Origin of the sequence: Microbacterium sp. Root180 (assembly GCF_001428485.1) — a bacterium.
GTDB lineage: Bacteria > Actinomycetota > Actinomycetes > Actinomycetales > Microbacteriaceae > Microbacterium.
The window spans coordinates 34,078-49,988 of the sequence record NZ_LMHS01000004.1 but is presented as its reverse complement, the minus strand read 5'-3'; the positions used below and the strand labels follow the sequence as shown (position 1 = coordinate 49,988).

Here is a 15,911-nt window from a genome sequence, read left to right as displayed (position 1 = left end):
CGCCGGTCAGGCATCCTCGGCGTCGTCGAGTTCGGCCTCGTCCGGCTCTTCCTCGTCCTCGACGGAACGGGCATACCAGCTGTCCCACTCGTCCATGAGGTGACGGATCGCATCGTGGAACCGGCCGGTCGCGGCGCCCGGCGCCGCATCGCCGAAGTAGCGATGCACCCACTGCTCGAGCCGCGCCACCGCATCGGGGTCGCCGAGCAGACGCTCGGTCTCGGCGACGATCGAGCCTGCGGCCGAGGCATCCAGCCACTCGCACGCGGACAGATAGCCGTGGGTGTCGATCGCCGCCGCAGGGTCGGTCGGCCGCGTGATCATCAGCGGCTTGTCGGCCGCCAGCCGGTCGTAGACCATCGCGGAGATGTCGACGACGGCCATGTCGGCGGCGGAGAGCTGCCATCCCAGGTCGGGGCCGTCGTCGTAGACGTGACCGGCGGAGCGGTCGGCGGAGTTGGCTGCGGCGATCGCGGCGATGATGCGCCGGTTGGCGGCGCCGTACTCGGGATTCACGACTCCCGAGCGCGGGTGCGGCCGGTAGATCAGCCGGTGGCGCCCGGACGCGAGCAGCGCGGTCGCCAGCGTCTCGCCGTGCGAGACGACCGATCCGTAGTGCGCCGACGGACGGTCGCCCTCCCACGTCGGGGCGTACAGCACCACGGTGCGGTCGTCCGGCGTGTACGGCAGCGTGCCCGAGTAGTGGTCGGCCTGCGGACGGCCGATCGGGATCGTGCGCCGGTCGATGTCGTAGTCCCAGAGCACCCGTGACAGGCGCTCGCGCGCAGCATCCCCGGCGATCAGGGCGTAGTCGTACGCCTTGTACTGGTTGGTGGTCATGTACATCTTGTCGGACTCGCCGTGGTTGATGAACACGTGCCAGCGGCGCCCGTAGCGGAACATCTGGAAGTTGCGCGTGTTCTGGTTCACGTACAGGACGATGCGAATGTCCTGCGACGCGATGAAGCGCTCGAGATCTCGCACGGTGGGCACGAAGGCGACGGGTGGAGCGTCCTCGGCGAGCAGCGCGCGCGCTCCCGTGGCGGCACGGCTCAGCACGACGACCGGCCAGATCTTCGACAGCTCGGCCAGCGGCTTGTACCACTGCCGCATCTGGTACATGTTCACCGCGCCGTCGGCGAAGTACACCGCCACGCGGTAGTGGAAGAGCGGATGCTGCGGCCGTGCGGCGAGCGTACGCCGGACGTCGATCGCCGCACGGCGGTTCTTCACGGCCTTTCGGACCAGTGCGACCGCTTTCTTCCCATCGGAGACCAGACCCACCCGTCCAGACTACCCAGGCGACACGTGACATGATCGACGCGTGCAGGTCGATCAGCGCGGGCGCAGGGACGCACCGGAGGTCCCTCCCGGCGCCGGGGTCACCTTCGTCATGCCCGTTCTGAACGAAGTCGACTATCTGCAGCGCGCCGTCGAGACGGTGCTCGCCCAGGAAGTGGACGGGCCCGCCGAGCTCATCCTCGCCCTCGCACCCTCGACCGACGGCACCGACGAGCTCGCGCGGCGACTGGCGGCCACCCACGACAGCGTCGTGCTGGTCGACAACCCCGAGGCCGACATCCCGGTCGGCCTCAACCTCGCCATCCGCGCGGGCCGGTACCCGACGATCGTCCGCGTCGACGCCCATTCCGAGCTGGAGCCGGACTACACGCGCCGCGCCATCGGGACACTCGACCGCATGCGCGCGGCGAACGTCGGCGGCGTGATGCGCGCCGATGGCCGATCGCCGTTCCAGCGCGCCGTCGCCCGCGCGTACAACTCCCCCATCGGTCTGGGGGGCGGCGCGTACCACGGCGGCACGCAGGAGGGCGAGGCCGAGTCCGCCTACCTCGGCGTCATGCGCCGGTCCGTGCTCGACGAGGTCGGACTCTTCGACGAGTCGATCCGTCGCGGCGAGGACTGGGAGCTGAACCTGCGCATCCGCCGTGCCGGGTACCGGGTCTGGTTCGACCCCGCGCTGTCGGTGACGTACTGGCCCCGCGAGAGCTGGTCGCGCCTGGTGCGGCAGTTCTCCGCGACCGGCCGCTGGCGCGGCGAGCTCGTCCGGCGATTCGGCCGCGGCAACTCCCTCCGGTTCTTCGCCCCGCCGCTGCTCGTCGTCGATGTCCTCCTCGCGATCGTCGTCGGGCTGCTGCAGGTGACCGGCGTCCTCACCGGCTGGTGGTCGGCCGCGGCATCCGTGGTCTACCTGCCGATCGTCGCGTACGTGCTGCTCATCGTGGCGGTATCGATCGGTTCCGGCGGGGGCCACGGATGGCGCGACAAGCTGTGGACCGCCGCAGTGCTCCCCACGATGCACCTGTCGTGGGGCTGGGGATTCGTCGTGGGCCTCGTGCGCGGCGCCCACGACACGGTCGACACGTCGCGACTCGGCTCGCGCAACACCCCGCTGCCCTGAGCCCGACGGACGTCACTCCACCTCGACGAAGCCCTGGTCGAGGATGCGGGTCACGATGCGCTCGGCGGCCCGGCCGTCGTCGCGCGCGTTGAATCTCTGCCGCCATTCGGCGTAGCGGCCGGCGTACTCCCCCGGGCCCGCCGCGAGTGCGGTGATGAGCTCCTCCTGGCTGCGGACGACCGGCCCGGGCGCATGCGCGACCAGGTCGAAGTAGAAGCCTCGCAGCTCGCCGCGGTAGTGCTCCATGTCGGGCACGAGGAAGTACATCGGCTTGCCGGTCACCGAGAAGTCGAACATGACCGACGAGTAGTCGGTGATGAGCGCGTCCGCGGCGAGAAGCAGCAGCGACGTGTCGGGGAACCCCGTGACGTCCACGACCCGCGGGCCCTCGGCATCCTTGCCCGGCTGCAGCGTGCGGGAGTGCCCGCGCACCAGGACCACGGCGTCGGTCGCGGCGGCGAGCGCCACCGGATCCACGAAGTCGACGATCTCGGAGCGATCGTCGCGCCAGGTCGGTGCGTACAGCAGCACCCGCTCTTCGGGCCGGATTCCCAGCGCTGTCCTGGTCGCGGCGCCGTCCCCGGTCACGAGAACGTCGTTGCGCGGGTAGCCCTCCACCCACACGGGACGCGAGAGGAACGCATACGCCTTGCCGAGGATGCGCGCCGCGTAGGGGTTCTGCGCGAGAAGAACGTTCCACCGGCGGGACTCGCGCACCACGGCGGCCATGCGCCGCGGATCGAAGCCCGGACGGTGGAGGGCAAGACGCTTGAGCGGCGTGCCGTGCCACGTCTGGAGCACCACCTGCCCGCCGCGGCGTGAGAAGCGCCGGCGAAGCCAGTCGTTGACGACGAGCAGTCGCGCGGATCCTCTGGCGCGCCACCATTCCGGACTGCCCTCGACGATCGCGACCGCGCCCTCGGGGACCGCCACCGAGAGGTCGACGACACTCCAGTAGCGGGTCGCTCCCGGAGCCCGGCGGGCGAGCTCCCGATCGATCGCGAGGGGATTGCAGCTGGCGTTTCGGCCGTAGAAGCTCTCGAAGAAGACCGCGTTCTCGAGATGGGCCGTGCGGTGCGCGTACCGGCGCTCGAGCGCATCCTGCCCTTCGCCCGAATCGTACGCGGGGTCGATCGGAGGACCGATCCGCAGCGTCCACCCCGACAGCTCGGCGCGCAGTGTGCCGAGCTGTGAGAGTCCGATCGCCGCCGGCTCGTCGACCCGGACGCCCTCAGCTCCCACCACGCGCACCTCGTACTCGCCGCTGGGAAGCGGCAGCACCGGCCCGTCCCAGCGGCTCGCCCGCAGCGACAGGACCGCCCTCCACGTCTTGCCGCGCCCGGTCAGCGAGCCGGAGACCCGCGCTCGACGGCCGACGAGCTCCACGGATGCCGGACGCGGGCCGTCGCCGGTGAGGATGAGGGCCGCACCGCCGTCGGCGGTGAAGCGGGCGTCGGTCATCGTCGTCCTTTCCTGGCGGCCTGGGCCGCGCGCGTCGATCCGGCCAGGATCGCACGGTACACCCGCTGGGAGCTCGCGCCGTCCCGGAACTCGTGCACACGTGCGCTGAGGTCGCGTGCCCGCGACACGCGTCGCTCGTGCTCGGCCGGATCCTCGAGGATCGACGCGAGCTGCGCGAGCGCCTGCGTCCAATCCGTCGCCCAGTCCTCCCCCGCGACATCGGCGTACCGACCGTAGAAGCCGCGGCGCCGTGCGTAGTCGGCCACATCGGGTGCGAGGAACACGACCGGCAGCGGCACGAGGGCGGAGTCGTAGACCAGCGAGGAGTAGTCGGTGACCAGGACGTCGAGGCCCGGAAGGAGCGGCGTGACGTCCGACGCGAGATCGCTCCCCAGCGCCCTCACACGATCGCTGGGCACCGGCGGCCGGTACTCGCCCGCGCCGAGCGGATGCGAACGCACCAGCAGCACGGCGTCCAGACGCTCGAGCGTCTCGACGAGCGCGGTCCACTCGGCCGGCGACGGCACCGCGGGGTCGGGCGCGCCGTCCCTCCACGTCGGTGCGTAGAGCACGAGCCTCGCCGCCTGTCCGACGCTCCCGGCGGCCCGCTCGATCGCGGCGCGTGCGAGCGTGCGGCGGTCCGCGGCGGAACCGCGCGAGAGCCCGTCAACGCGCGGCTCCCCCGTGACAGGGACGCGGTCGTCGGGCAGCGCGAAGGCCGACTCGAGGCGACCGCGCACCGCGTGGGAGGCGGCCGGCAGGATCCTGATGCGACGAGCGGCCCCGCGGAACATCCCGCCGAGGATCGCGCGCAACGGCCGTGCCACCCGCATGCGGGCGAGCGAGCCGGGGAGCCGCAGCGTCTCGGGAGAGTCCAGGCCGATGCGCTTGAGGGGGATCCCGTGCCACAGCTGGACGACGAAAGCACCCGAGACGGCGTAGCGGTTGACGTCGCCGAATCCGTGGGTGATGACGATCACCCCGGCGCGAGCGGTGCGCCACACGCCCTGCGGAGAAGACTTCCGAACGGTGCGGATGCCGCGGGCTGCGGCATCCGTCGCCTCACGCCTCGAGCCGACCAGCCAGACCGCTCTCCGGCCGTCCGCGGCCGCGACCTCCCACAGCGCGAGGGCGCCATCGCCGATCCCGGCACCGCAGCCGAAGACCCATTCGTCGCGCGAACGCGGCACCAGGAGCGTGATCATGCGTCCGACGGCATAGAGCGGGAGGGCGGCGAGTTTTCGCGCGTTCCCCGCACCGAACGAGAAGGACGCCATCCCGCGAGCCTATCGCCCGCGTCTGCGGATCAGGCTGGTGGGATGGCGTCCTCGTGCTCGGAAGAGCGGTCGCCGATCGGCGGGTTACGGCTCGAGCGTGCCCAGGGTCACATCGACCGTCTTCGTCTCACCGTCGCGGACGAACGTGACCGTGGCGTCGCTCCCGCCGGCCGCGGCCCGCACCTGCGCGGTGAGGTCGACCGAGTCGGTGACCGGCACGCCGTTGAACGCCGTGACGACGTCGCCCTTGCGCAGGCCGGCGTCGGCGGCGGCGCCGCCCTCGACGGCCTCGTCGATGTATGCGCCGGTGATGGTCGAGCCCTCGACCTGCGCGGCCGAGATCACGTTGGCGCCGAGCAGCCCGTGGGTCGCCTCGCCGTTCTCGATGATCTCGTCGGTGACGCGCTGGGCGATGTCGGACGGGATCGCGAACCCGACGCCGATCGAGCCTGCGCCGCCCGACGAGCCGCCGGCCGTCGCGATGGCGACGTTGATGCCGATGAGCTTTCCTTCGGAGTCCACCAGCGCGCCGCCCGAGTTGCCCGGGTTGATCGCGGCATCCGTCTGGATCACGGCGATCTTGATCGACTCGCTCGGCGTCTGCTGGGACTGGCCCTGACCGAAGTCGAACTGGAACGGGCTGCCCTGCTCCTGCTGCTCCTGCGGGTCCTGCTCGTCCTGCGGCTGCTGCTCGTCGGCATCGCCGGACTCGGGCGCGGCCGACGAGGCGATCTCGATGGAGCGGTTGAGTGCGCTCACGATGCCCGTCGTGACGGTGTTCGCGAGGCCGAGGGGCGCGCCGACAGCGATGGTCGCGTCGCCGACGTTGAGGTCGGCCGACGAGGCGAACTCGATGGGCGTGAGATCCTCGGCATCCTGCAGCTTGATGACGGCGAGATCGTAGGTGGGATCGGTCCCGACGACCTCGGCGTCGAAGACGCGGCCGTCCGAGGTGGTCACGCGAATGGTCGCGTCGCCCGTGGCGCCGTCGAGGGTGACGACGTGCGTGTTGGTGACCACGTAGCCGTCCTCCGAGAGCACGACTCCCGATCCGGTGCCGCTGCCGGCGTCGCTCGTGGCCGCGATCGTCACGACGCTCGGCACGACCTTGGCCGCGATGGCGGTGGTCTGGTTGACCGAGTCGGTGTCGTTGACGGTGACCGTCGACGGGCCGGCGGCGGGCACCGTGCCCGTGGGCGAGAAGAGGTTGACGCCCGCGTAGGCGCCGCCGAGGCCCGCTGCGCCGCCCACGATGGCGGCGGCGACGATGAGCCCGACCACCTTGCCGGCGCCGGATGCCTTCTTCGGCTTGCGCGGTGCGGCGACGGTCGGGGTGGTGCCGGTGGCAGCCGGGCCGAACGCGGCGCCCTGGTTCTGGGGCTGGCCCGCGTAGGCCTGGGGGTACGGCGCGGTCTGGCCGGCGTAGCCCTGGGGGCGTGCGTAGGCCTGTGCGTGGGTCGGGTAGCCCGCCGGCGGCACCGGCTGGGCGCTCTGGGGCGCCTGCTGCGCGGCCTGCCAGGCCGCCGTCGTGGGAACGGCCGGAGGGGCCGGTGCGACGGGGACGGTCGGCGCGGTGTTCTCGGTCTGGGGCGCGACATCGGGCGTGCTCGCGGTCGCGTCCGCGGGAATGTGGTCTGCGGGGCCGTTGCCCTGGTTGTCGCTCATGATTGCTCCTTTTGCCAAGCACTCACCACATTGCCCACCGATGCTGTGCGTTTCTTATGCCGTGAATGGGACTCGACTATGCAATCCGCCTGAGGAGGTCGAGTACCGTGATCCGATGCGAGACATCCCCGGAGCATGGCATCGCACCGCGGCGGGTGCCGGACTCGTCGGCGCCGACGGATCCATCCACCCCACCATCTTCGCCGAGATGTCGGCCCTTGCGGCCGAAACGGGTGCGATCAACCTCGGCCAGGGCTTCCCCGACGAGGATCCACCGGCCGAGGTGCTCGCGGCGGCAGGCTGGGCACTCTCGCACGGGCTGAACCAGTACCCGCCGGGGCGCGGCATCCCGGACCTCCTCTCGGCGATCGCCGAGCACCAGGATCGGTTCTACGGGCTGCGCCTCGACCCCTCACGGGAGGTGCTCGTGACCGCCGGAGCCACCGAGGCCCTCGCGGCGACGCTGCTCGCGCTCATCGAGGGACCCGATGACGAGGTCGTCGTCTTCGAGCCGTACTACGACTCCTATGCCGCGGTCGTCGCGCTCGCGGGCGCCCGCCTGGTGACCGTGCCGCTGCGGTGGCCCGAGTTCCAGCCCGATCTCGACGATCTGCGCCGCGCGGTGAGCGACCGCACGCGAGCGATCCTCGTCAACGACCCCCACAACCCGACCGGCGCGGTCTTCTCGGCCGAGGTGCGCGGCGAGGTGGTGCGCCTCGCCCAGCGGCATGACGCCGTGATCGTGACCGACGAGGTCTACGAGCACCTCGTTTTCGACGCGCCGCATGTGCCGATCGCGACGCTGCCCGGGGCCGAGGAGCGCACGCTGACGATCTCTTCGGGTGGGAAGACCTTCTCCGCCACGGGCTGGAAGATCGGATGGGTGACCGGTCCCGCGGACCTCGTGAGCGCGGTGCTGGCGGTCAAGCAGTTCCTGACGTATGTCAACGGCAGCGTCTTCCAGCCTGCGATCGCCGCCGGTCTGCGCCTGGACGACTCCTTCTTCCAGGGCATCGCCGACACGCTCCGCGCCAAGCGCGACCTGCTCGGGGACGGACTGCGCGCCGCCGGCTTCGACGTGTCGACGCCCGCGGGCTCCTACTTCACGGTCGCCGACGCGCGCGCGCTGGGAGCCACGGATGCCGCGTCCTTCTGCCGCGAGCTGCCCCGGCGCGCCGGGGTGGTGGCCATTCCGCTCACCGCGTTCGCGAGGCCCGAACGGCGGGACGACTACGCCACGCTCGTGCGGTTCGCCGCCTGCAAGCGCGTCGATGTCCTGGCGGACGCCGCGGCGCGTCTGGGCGCAGCGCGCGAGCGGTGAGTCAGCTCTCGCGGGGCGTGACGTCGAATCGGCGCAGGCGCAGGGCGGGGTTCACGCGGCGCACGCGCCCGACGGCGGACGGGTCGAGGAAGGCGACCGCGACGTCTGTCGCGGTGCCGACCGCGGCGAGCTCGACCCCCTGCGGATCGACGACCATCGAGCAGCCCACGCCGAGGGGCGGCGGATGGTCGGCCGCCGCCGCGAACACCGTGTTCTCGATCGCCCGGGCATGCAGCAGGGTGCGCCAGTGGTGCTCCTTGAGGGGTCCGCGCACCCACTCCGCCGGGATGACGAACACGTCGGCGCCGGCATCCACCAGAGTCCTGCCCACCTCGGGAAACCTCAGGTCGTAGCAGGTCATGAGCCCGAACGTCAGGCCGTCGATCACGAAGGTCTCGGGCGCCGAGATCGCGCCGGGCTCGACCCAGTCCGATTCGCGCTGGCCGAACGCGTCGTAGAGGTGGAGCTTGCGATAGGTCGCCACCGGGCCGGACGCGTCCACGGCGACGACCGTGTTGCGTACACGGCGCTCATCGGCGGCCTTCTCGAGCAGCCCGGCGACGAGGTGCACGTCGAACTCGGCGGCGATCTCGATCAGTGCGCGGGTGAAGGGTCCGTCGATCTCCTGGGCGTTCTCGACGAGCGATCCGTCGAACGGGTCGACGAAGTAGCTGGAGTACTCGGGGAACACCACGACGCGCGCTCCGCGGGAGGATGCCGCGGCCGTGAGCTGCCGGATGGTGTGGAGGTTCGCCTGCGTGTCGGCCGTCGGCGCGAACTGCGCGACACCGATCCCGATCGCCCCCGCCGCGGTCATCATGGGGTTCCGTTCCGTCGGGCGCGGAGAATCGCCGGGACCACCAGCCACAGCATGATGATGACCATCGCCAGGATGCCGAGCGCCCACCATGCCGCAGCATCCCCCACGACGACGTCGAAGACGAAGGCGACCACCCCCACGATCAGCACCGACACGGTGAAGAGCGCGGTGATGAGCGCCGCGTGCCCGTAGGAGACGACCTCCGCCTTCGCGCGCTGCTGGAAGAGGACGCGGTGGAGGGCGACCGGGGCGAGGGCGATGATCGCGCTCAACGCGGAGACCACCACCAGGAGCAGGTAGATCGAGCGCTGACCATCGGTCAGGTCGGAGAACGCCGGCTGGAACGCGAGCGCGAGAAGGAAGCCGGTCAGGATCTGGGTGCCGGTCTGCAGGACGCGCAGCTCCTGGAGGACTTCGCTCCAGTTGCGGTCGGCGCGTTCGGCCGCCGTCTCGTCGCGCCCGTCCACGCGGTCGTCGAGAGGGTCGCGATCGCGCTCTGCCGGCATACGCTCATCCTCGCCCGCCGCGGGACCGCACAGCAAGCGAAGGCGCCCGACGGCGCGCCCCACTCCGAAACCGTGCTAGGCTAACTTCTTGTGCCGCGGGGTGGAGCAGTTCGGTAGCTCGCTGGGCTCATAACCCAGAGGTCGCAGGTTCAAATCCTGTCCCCGCAACAGAGAAAGGCCCGGAATCCTCGTGATTCCGGGCCTTTTGCGTGCCTCTGCGCTTTCTCCGCAGCCCCGTGAGGGGTATCCCGCCGCACCAGAAGCGGCGGGTCGCCCACATCGCAGGCGCTCAGGCTCATTCCGTCAGGACGTCCCCGAGCTCGCTCAGGAAGCGGGCGATCGTAGCGAGCTCGTCGTCGGTGTAGCGGTCCGCGACATTCCGCATCGCTTGCAGTCGCTCACTGAAGTGCTCGAAGAAGGTCCGCCGGGAGTGCGGGGTGAGCGTGATGATGCGCGCCCGGCCGTCGGTCGGGTGAGGACGGCGCTCGACGTGCCCGGCTGCGGTCAGGCGGTCGAGGAGCTTCGTCGTCGATGCCGTCGAGATCCTCAGGTGGTTCGCGAGGTCGTGCGGGCTCACCACCGCTCCGGCCTGCTCTCGCATGATGAGCATGCGCAGCGCCGAGAGGTCGGAGACGTTCATCTCCATCTCGTCCTTCATGCCTCCGTACATGCGATCCATCGCATCGCTGAATGCGCGAACGGCGAGGAGCACCTGCAGGACCTCGTGGTCGTGAGGCGTCGTGGGCGACCAAGGCTCGGCCATTGTGGACACTCCCTCGGTACCCTTGTATCATCGGACGCACCATATCGCTAGCTAAACTAGCGATTAACCGGGAGGACGCCGATGACTGATGCCGACTACGTGGTCCTTCTCGATGACGAGGGACGGGCGATCGGCACAGCCCCGAAGAGCAGCGTCCACGGCACTGACACCGCGCTGCACCTCGCCTTCTCCTGCCACGTGGTCAATGAGGACGGCCAGGTGCTCGTCACCCGGCGCGCCCTCGACAAGAAGACCTGGCCGGGAGTGTGGAGCAACTCGTTCTGCGGACACCCCAAGCCCGCCGAGCCGGTGCTGACCGCCGTCCACCGCCGGGCGGAGTTCGAGCTCGGGATCGCGCTCGAGGACATCGAGCTCGCGCTGCCCCTCTTCCGCTACCGGGCCACCGACACGAACGGGATCGTCGAGCACGAGGTGTGCCCGGTGTACACCGCGCTCACGCGCGACGAGCCGGTCCTCAATCCGCTGGAGGTCGTCGACGCCCGGTGGGTCGACCCCGGCGAACTGGCCGCCTCCCTCCAGACCACACCGTGGGCGTTCAGCCCGTGGCTCGTGCTCCAGGCCGAGCAGCTGCACCTCTTCGACACCGTCGCCCAGCGACGACGGGCGTCATGATCGCCCTCCCGGCGCCGCCGGGTGTCGACGCCGCCATCGACGAGGCCGTCTCCGGCGTCGTCACCCGCGCGGCCCGCCTCGGGCCGGGGTTCGGCGCGCTCGGCGAGGCGCTCGCGCGCGCCACGCGCGGGGGCAAGCGATTCCGGCCGGCCCTGGTGGCGGCATCCTTCCGCGCGTTCGGGGGCGATCCGGGCGCCGTTCCCGGTCTGTACCCCGTCGCCGCGGCGTTCGAGCTGCTGCACACCGCGTTCGTGGTGCACGACGACGTGATCGACCACGACACCGAACGGCGCGGCGTCCCCAACGTCGCCGGCGAGTTCCGCGAGCGGGCGAGGACGCGGGGAGCGGATGCCGCCGGCGCGGCGCTGCTCGGAGATGCGGCGGGGATCCTCGCCGGGGATCTGCTCCTCCACGAGGCACTGCGGCTCGTCGCGTTCGCCGAGGTCGACCCCGTCGCCCGAGAACGCCTGTACGCGCTCGTCGACGAGGCGGTCTACGTCTCGGCCGCAGGAGAGCTCGCCGACGTCGAGAACAGCGTGGGAACCACGCAGACCTCTCCCGAGGACGTCTTCGACGCCGCGTTCAACAAGACCGCCGTCTACTCGTTCCGCGCGCCCCTCCAAGCGGGCGCGGTGCTCGCGGGCGCCTCCGACGCCGCGATCGAGGTGCTCACCACGGCAGGCGGACGCCTCGGACTCGCCTTCCAGCTCGTGGACGACCTCATCGGAACTTTCGGCACGGCCGCACAGGCGGGACGCGAGAGCGGCGGCGACCTGCGCGAGGCCAAGCGCACGCCGCTGGTCGCACTCGCCAGTCAGACCCCGTCGTGGAGTCGAGTCAGCGATGCCCTCGCGGCCGCCCCCACAGGCCCCATCGCCGTGCGCGAAGCGCAGGTCGCCCTCGAGGAGAGCGGCGCCCGCGAGCGTCTGCGCGCCGTCATCGAGGACGCCCTCGACGAGGTGCGCACGGCATCGCTCGACCCCTCGTTGACGCCCGCGGCGGGCACGCTGTTGCGCGACCTCGCCGACGGGATGGCGAGGCGGATCCCGTGAGCGGCGCTGCGCGCGACCGCGTGGCGACCGGCCTCGCCCTCTACGACCAGACGGCACAGGATGCCGCGGCCACCGTCATCGCACGGTATTCGACGTCGTTCGGCCTGGCCTGCCGGCTGCTCGGCTCCCGACCTCGCCCTCACGTGCGGGTGATCTACGCACTCGTGCGGGTGGCCGACGAGATCGTCGACGGTCCCGCTGCCGCTGCGGGTCTCTCCGCCGAGGACGCACGGCGCGTGCTCGATGATCTGGAGACGGAGACGCTCATCGCGGTGCAGCGCGGCTTCAGCGCGAACCTCATCGTCCATGCGTTCGCACGCACGGCCCGCGAGTGCGGGATCGGCGAGGATCTGATCCGTCCGTTCTTCGCCTCCATGCGCACCGATCTCTCGACCCAGCAGCACGATGACGCCTCGCACGACACCTACGTGTACGGGTCGGCCGAAGTGGTCGGCCTGATGTGCCTGCAGGTGTTCGTCAATGCAGGGACGCGGCATCCGCAGTCTCCGTCCCCCGATCTCATCGACGGCGCCCGCCGCCTGGGCGCCGCCTTCCAGGACGTGAACTTCCTCCGCGATCTGGACCACGACGCCGCCGCTCTCGGGCGCGACTACCTCGGGCTCACCTCCGGGGCCACCACCCGGGACGACGTGCTCGATCGCATCGACGCCGATCTCGCGGCGGCAGCGGCCGTCATTCCCCGGCTGCCTCCGGACTGCCGCCGCGCGGTGACCGCGGCGCACGACCTCTTCGGTGAACTCGCCGCGAGGTTGCGCGCGACCGCGGAGCCCACGCGGCGCGTCCGGGTGCCCGATGTCGTGAAGGCCCGGCTCGCCGTCCGCGCACTGCTCGGACTGGCGCCGAAGGACGCACGGGCATGACCGCACTCCCGACACGCGCCGCGGGGCGCGCGGTGGTCGTCGGCGGAGGAATCGCCGGCCTCGCCACCGCGGCGCTCCTCGGCCACGAGGGCTGGTCGGTCACCGTGCTCGAGGCGCGGGACGAGATCGGCGGCCGCGCCGGGTCCTGGGAGCGCGACGGGTTCCGCTTCGACACCGGTCCGAGCTGGTACCTCATGCCCGAGGTGTTCGACCACTTCTTCCGCCTTCTCGGCACCACGACCGCCGAGCAGCTCGACCTCGTGCGGCTGGACCCGGCGTATCGCGTCTACTCCGATCCGGCCACGGGGCGCGGATCGCTCGATGTGCGATCGGGGCGGGATGCTGCCACCGCCCTGTTCGAGTCCGTCGAGCCCGGTGCCGGCGCCCGACTGGCGGAGTACCTCGACTCCGCCGGCGACGCCTACGACCTGGCCGTGACACGGTTCCTCTACGACACGTACGAGACGACAGCGGGACTGCGCGATCCCGCACTGCTGCGCCGCGTGCCCCAGCTCGCGCCGCTGCTCACCCGCAGTCTCGCCTCGCACGTCGAGCGCCGCTTCGAAGACCCGCGGCTGCGGCAGATCCTCGGGTACCCGGCGGTCTTCCTCGGCGGGTCGCCCTACGGCGTGCCGAGCCTCTACCACCTCATGAGCCACCTCGACCTCGACGACGGCGTGCTCTACCCCCGCGGAGGATTCACCGAGATCATCCGGGCCATCGCCCGCCTGGCCGAGGCATCCGGCGCTCGCATCGAGACAGGAGCCCGGGTCGCGTCGATCTCGACCGCCGGCGGTGTGGCGACCGGCGTCGCGCTGGCGGACGGCCGGCGTCTGGAAGCGGACCTCGTCGTCTCCACCGCCGACCTGCACCACACCGAGACGACGATGCTCCCCCGCGAGCTGCAGACCTACCCGGAGGAGTGGTGGGCGAAGCGGTCTCCCAGCCCGGGCGCTCTGCTCCTTCTGCTCGGCGTGGAGGGAGAACTCCCTCAGCTCGCCCATCACACGCTCCTGTTCGCCGACGACTGGCGGTCCAACTTCGACGACATCTTCGGGTCGCGGCCCCGCATCTCCGACCCGGCCTCGCTGTACGTCTGCCGCCCCAGCGCGACCGACCCCACGGTCGCCCCCGCCGGGCACGAGAACGTGTTCGTGCTCGTGCCGGTGCCCGCCGACCCCGAGCTCGGCCGCGGCGGCATCGACCGTGCCGGCGATGCCGCGATCGAGGCCGCGGCGGACCGCGTCATCGCACAGATCTCCACCTGGTGCGACGTGCCCGACCTCGCCGAGCGGATCGTCGTGCGCCGCACGATCACCCCCGGCGACTTCGCCGCGGACCTCGGCTCGTGGCGCGGGAACGCGCTGGGCCTCGCCCACACTCTGCGCCAGAGCGCGATGTTCCGGCCGCGCAACGCGTCGCGGAAGGTCGAGGGACTCTCGTATGCCGGCGGATCCGCTCTGCCCGGCATCGGCCTGCCGATGTGCCTCATCTCGGCCGAACTCGTCGTCAAGCGGCTCCGCGGCGACCGCTCCCCCGGCCCGACCGCCGAGCCGGCGAAGGTGTGACGTGCCCGGTCTCTACCTCGCTGCGATCCTCGTCTCGGCCGCCGGGATCGCGCTGCTCGACCGCCGGTGGCGCCTCGCGGCCTGGAGTGCACCCGGCCGGACCGCGGCCGCCGTGGCGATCGGCACGGCGTTCTTCGTCGTGTGGGACGCGGTCGGGATCGCGACCGGCGTCTTCGTGAAGGGCGAGAGCGTTCTGCTGATCGGCATCGACCTCGCCCCGCATCTGCCCCTCGAGGAGCCGTTCTTCCTCGCGTTCCTCTGCTATCTCGCCCTCGTGACGTGGGGCGCGGCACGCCGGATCGTGACGCCCGTCGCCGAGGCGGACAGTCCGTGACCTACGCTCTCATCGTGGTGCCGTTCGCCCTGCTGACGCTGCTGATCGTGCTCGCCACGGTGCGGCGGCCCGACTTCGGCCGCCGCATGGCCGCATCGGGCATCGCGACGGCCGTGCTCGTCGCCCTGACGGCGGTCTTCGACAACCTCATGATCGCCGCCGGTCTCTTCACCTACCCCGAGGAGCACCTCAGCGGACTGCGGATCGGTCTCGCCCCGCTCGAGGACTTCTCCTACGCCGTGTGCGCCGCCTTCCTCGTGCCCGCCGTCTTCGTGCTGCTCACGCCCCGCGCACGGCACGAGGTCGCCGCATGACAGCCGCTCCGCTCCGCGCGGGCGCGGTGGTGCGACAGCTCGTCCTGTCGTCGCGCCCGGTGAGCTGGATCAACACCGCCTACCCCTTCGCCGCGGCCTACCTGCTGACCGTCCGCGAGATCGACGCGACGCTGATCGTCGGGACCCTGTTCTTCCTCATCCCGTACAACCTCGCGATGTACGGGATCAACGATGTCTTCGACTACGAATCCGACTTGCGCAACCCGCGCAAGGGTGGGGCGCACGGCGCCGTCCTCGACCGCCGACTGCACCCCGTCACTCTCTGGGCCGCCGCCATCTCGTGCACGCCGTTCGTCGCCTATCTCGTCCTGGTCGGCTCACCGGCATCGTGGGCCGTCCTCGCGGCGAGCCTCTTCTTCGTCGTCTTCTACAGCGCGCCGCCGCTGCGGCTGAAGGAGGTGCCGTTCGCAGACTCGGTGACCAGCAGCATCCACTTCTTCTCCCCCGCCGTATACGGGCTCGTGCTCGCCGGCGCGATCTGGACCTGGCAGCTCGCCGCCGTCATCGCGGCGTTCGCGCTGTGGGGCATCGCCTCGCATGCGTTCGGTGCGGTGCAGGATGTCGCGGCCGACCGCGAGGCGGGCATCGCCTCGATCGCCACGGCGCGCGGAGCCCGCTGGACCGTGCGCTTCGCACTCGCGTGCTACGCGGCGGCGGGCCTGGTGATGCTGGCGACCGCGTGGCCCGGGCCTCTCGCCGCGCTCGTCGCCGTGCCGTACCTGCTCACGGTGTGGCCGTACCGCCGCATCACGGACGAGACGGCCACCGACGCGACCCGCGGGTGGGACCGGTTCCTGTGGCTCAACCAGCTCGCCGGCTTCGTGGTCACCCTGCTGCTGATCTGGTACTGGTTCCTCACGAACTGATCCCGGCCCC

At 71.3% G+C, this 15,911-nt stretch carries 16 protein-coding genes and 1 tRNA gene; 10 read left to right on the top strand and 7 right to left on the bottom strand.

Translation table 11 applies throughout. The annotated features are described in order from the left end of the window. Positions 1–6: 6 nt before the first annotated feature. Positions 7–1,284: a CDP-glycerol glycerophosphotransferase family protein gene (locus ASD93_RS14955; RefSeq protein WP_056124756.1), complete on the bottom strand. Its 1,278-nt coding sequence runs from the start codon at positions 1,282–1,284 to the stop codon at positions 7–9. Between the two features lie 109 nt (positions 1,285–1,393). On the opposite strand from ASD93_RS14955, the gene ASD93_RS14950 reads away from it, so the two are divergent. Beyond that, positions 1,394–2,419, top strand: a complete 1,026-nt coding sequence (locus tag ASD93_RS14950) for a glycosyltransferase (protein WP_056124897.1) — start codon at positions 1,394–1,396, stop codon at positions 2,417–2,419. 12 nt (positions 2,420–2,431) lie between these two features. Here ASD93_RS14950 and ASD93_RS14945 read toward each other — a convergent pair whose 3' ends face one another. From ASD93_RS14945 to ASD93_RS14935, 3 genes are all read right to left on the bottom strand, one after another. Then, complete coding sequence (locus ASD93_RS14945; protein ID WP_056124753.1) at positions 2,432–3,880, bottom strand: CDP-glycerol glycerophosphotransferase family protein; 1,449 nt, start codon at positions 3,878–3,880, stop codon at positions 2,432–2,434. Continuing rightward, a complete protein-coding gene (locus tag ASD93_RS14940) occupies positions 3,877–5,157 on the bottom strand; it encodes a CDP-glycerol glycerophosphotransferase family protein (protein WP_056124750.1) in 1,281 nt (426 codons plus the stop codon). Before ASD93_RS14940 ends, ASD93_RS14945 begins: the two co-directional genes overlap by 4 nt. An 84-nt stretch (positions 5,158–5,241) precedes the next feature. Then, positions 5,242–6,822, bottom strand: coding sequence for a S1C family serine protease (locus ASD93_RS14935; RefSeq protein WP_056124747.1), 1,581 nt, complete (start codon positions 6,820–6,822; stop codon positions 5,242–5,244). A 115-nt stretch (positions 6,823–6,937) separates the two neighbouring features. Between ASD93_RS14935 and ASD93_RS14930 the strand changes: the two genes are divergently transcribed. Then, the gene (locus tag ASD93_RS14930; protein ID WP_056124744.1) at positions 6,938–8,143 is read left to right on the top strand and encodes an aminotransferase class I/II-fold pyridoxal phosphate-dependent enzyme; all 1,206 of its coding nucleotides are present in this window, start codon (positions 6,938–6,940) and stop codon (positions 8,141–8,143) included. A gap of 1 nt (position 8,144) precedes the next feature. Here ASD93_RS14930 and ASD93_RS14925 read toward each other — a convergent pair whose 3' ends face one another. Both ASD93_RS14925 and ASD93_RS14920 read right to left on the bottom strand, forming a co-directional pair. After that, a complete protein-coding gene (locus ASD93_RS14925; RefSeq protein WP_056124740.1) occupies positions 8,145–8,960 on the bottom strand; it encodes a carbon-nitrogen hydrolase family protein in 816 nt (271 codons plus the stop codon). Next, positions 8,960–9,469, bottom strand: coding sequence for a DUF6328 family protein (locus ASD93_RS14920; RefSeq protein WP_056124736.1), 510 nt, complete (start codon positions 9,467–9,469; stop codon positions 8,960–8,962). The genes ASD93_RS14925 and ASD93_RS14920 overlap by 1 nt, the downstream gene beginning before the upstream one ends. Positions 9,470–9,563: 94 nt before the next feature. Here ASD93_RS14920 and ASD93_RS14915 point away from each other — a divergent pair. Further along, positions 9,564–9,637, top strand: a tRNA-Met gene (locus ASD93_RS14915). Between the two features lie 127 nt (positions 9,638–9,764). On the opposite strand, the gene ASD93_RS14910 is transcribed toward ASD93_RS14915, so the two are convergent. Beyond that, on the bottom strand, positions 9,765–10,232 hold the full coding sequence (locus ASD93_RS14910; RefSeq protein ID WP_056124732.1) for a MarR family winged helix-turn-helix transcriptional regulator: 468 nt from the start codon (positions 10,230–10,232) through the stop codon (positions 9,765–9,767). Between the two features lie 81 nt (positions 10,233–10,313). On the opposite strand from ASD93_RS14910, the gene idi reads away from it, so the two are divergent. The 7 genes from idi to ASD93_RS14875 are packed head-to-tail and all read left to right on the top strand — an operon-like array spanning position 10,314 to position 15,901. After that, a complete protein-coding gene (gene idi / locus ASD93_RS14905; protein ID WP_056124729.1) occupies positions 10,314–10,865 on the top strand; it encodes an isopentenyl-diphosphate Delta-isomerase in 552 nt (183 codons plus the stop codon). Further along, positions 10,862–11,917 (top strand): polyprenyl synthetase family protein, encoded by a 1,056-nt coding sequence (locus ASD93_RS14900; protein WP_056124726.1) that lies wholly within the window; start codon positions 10,862–10,864, stop codon positions 11,915–11,917. The genes idi and ASD93_RS14900 overlap by 4 nt, the downstream gene beginning before the upstream one ends. Further along, positions 11,914–12,798 (top strand): phytoene/squalene synthase family protein, encoded by an 885-nt coding sequence (locus ASD93_RS14895; RefSeq protein ID WP_082569413.1) that lies wholly within the window; start codon positions 11,914–11,916, stop codon positions 12,796–12,798. Before ASD93_RS14900 ends, ASD93_RS14895 begins: the two co-directional genes overlap by 4 nt. Beyond that, a complete protein-coding gene (crtI, locus tag ASD93_RS14890) occupies positions 12,795–14,366 on the top strand; it encodes a phytoene desaturase family protein (RefSeq protein ID WP_056124722.1) in 1,572 nt (523 codons plus the stop codon). Before ASD93_RS14895 ends, crtI begins: the two co-directional genes overlap by 4 nt. 1 nt (position 14,367) lies before the next feature. Continuing rightward, a complete protein-coding gene (locus ASD93_RS14885; RefSeq protein ID WP_056124720.1) occupies positions 14,368–14,700 on the top strand; it encodes a lycopene cyclase domain-containing protein in 333 nt (110 codons plus the stop codon). Continuing rightward, positions 14,697–15,014, top strand: a complete 318-nt coding sequence (locus ASD93_RS14880) for a lycopene cyclase domain-containing protein (RefSeq protein ID WP_056124718.1) — start codon at positions 14,697–14,699, stop codon at positions 15,012–15,014. The genes ASD93_RS14885 and ASD93_RS14880 overlap by 4 nt, the downstream gene beginning before the upstream one ends. Next, the gene (locus tag ASD93_RS14875) at positions 15,011–15,901 is read left to right on the top strand and encodes a prenyltransferase (RefSeq protein WP_056124715.1); all 891 of its coding nucleotides are present in this window, start codon (positions 15,011–15,013) and stop codon (positions 15,899–15,901) included. Before ASD93_RS14880 ends, ASD93_RS14875 begins: the two co-directional genes overlap by 4 nt. Positions 15,902–15,911: the final 10 nt, after the last annotated feature.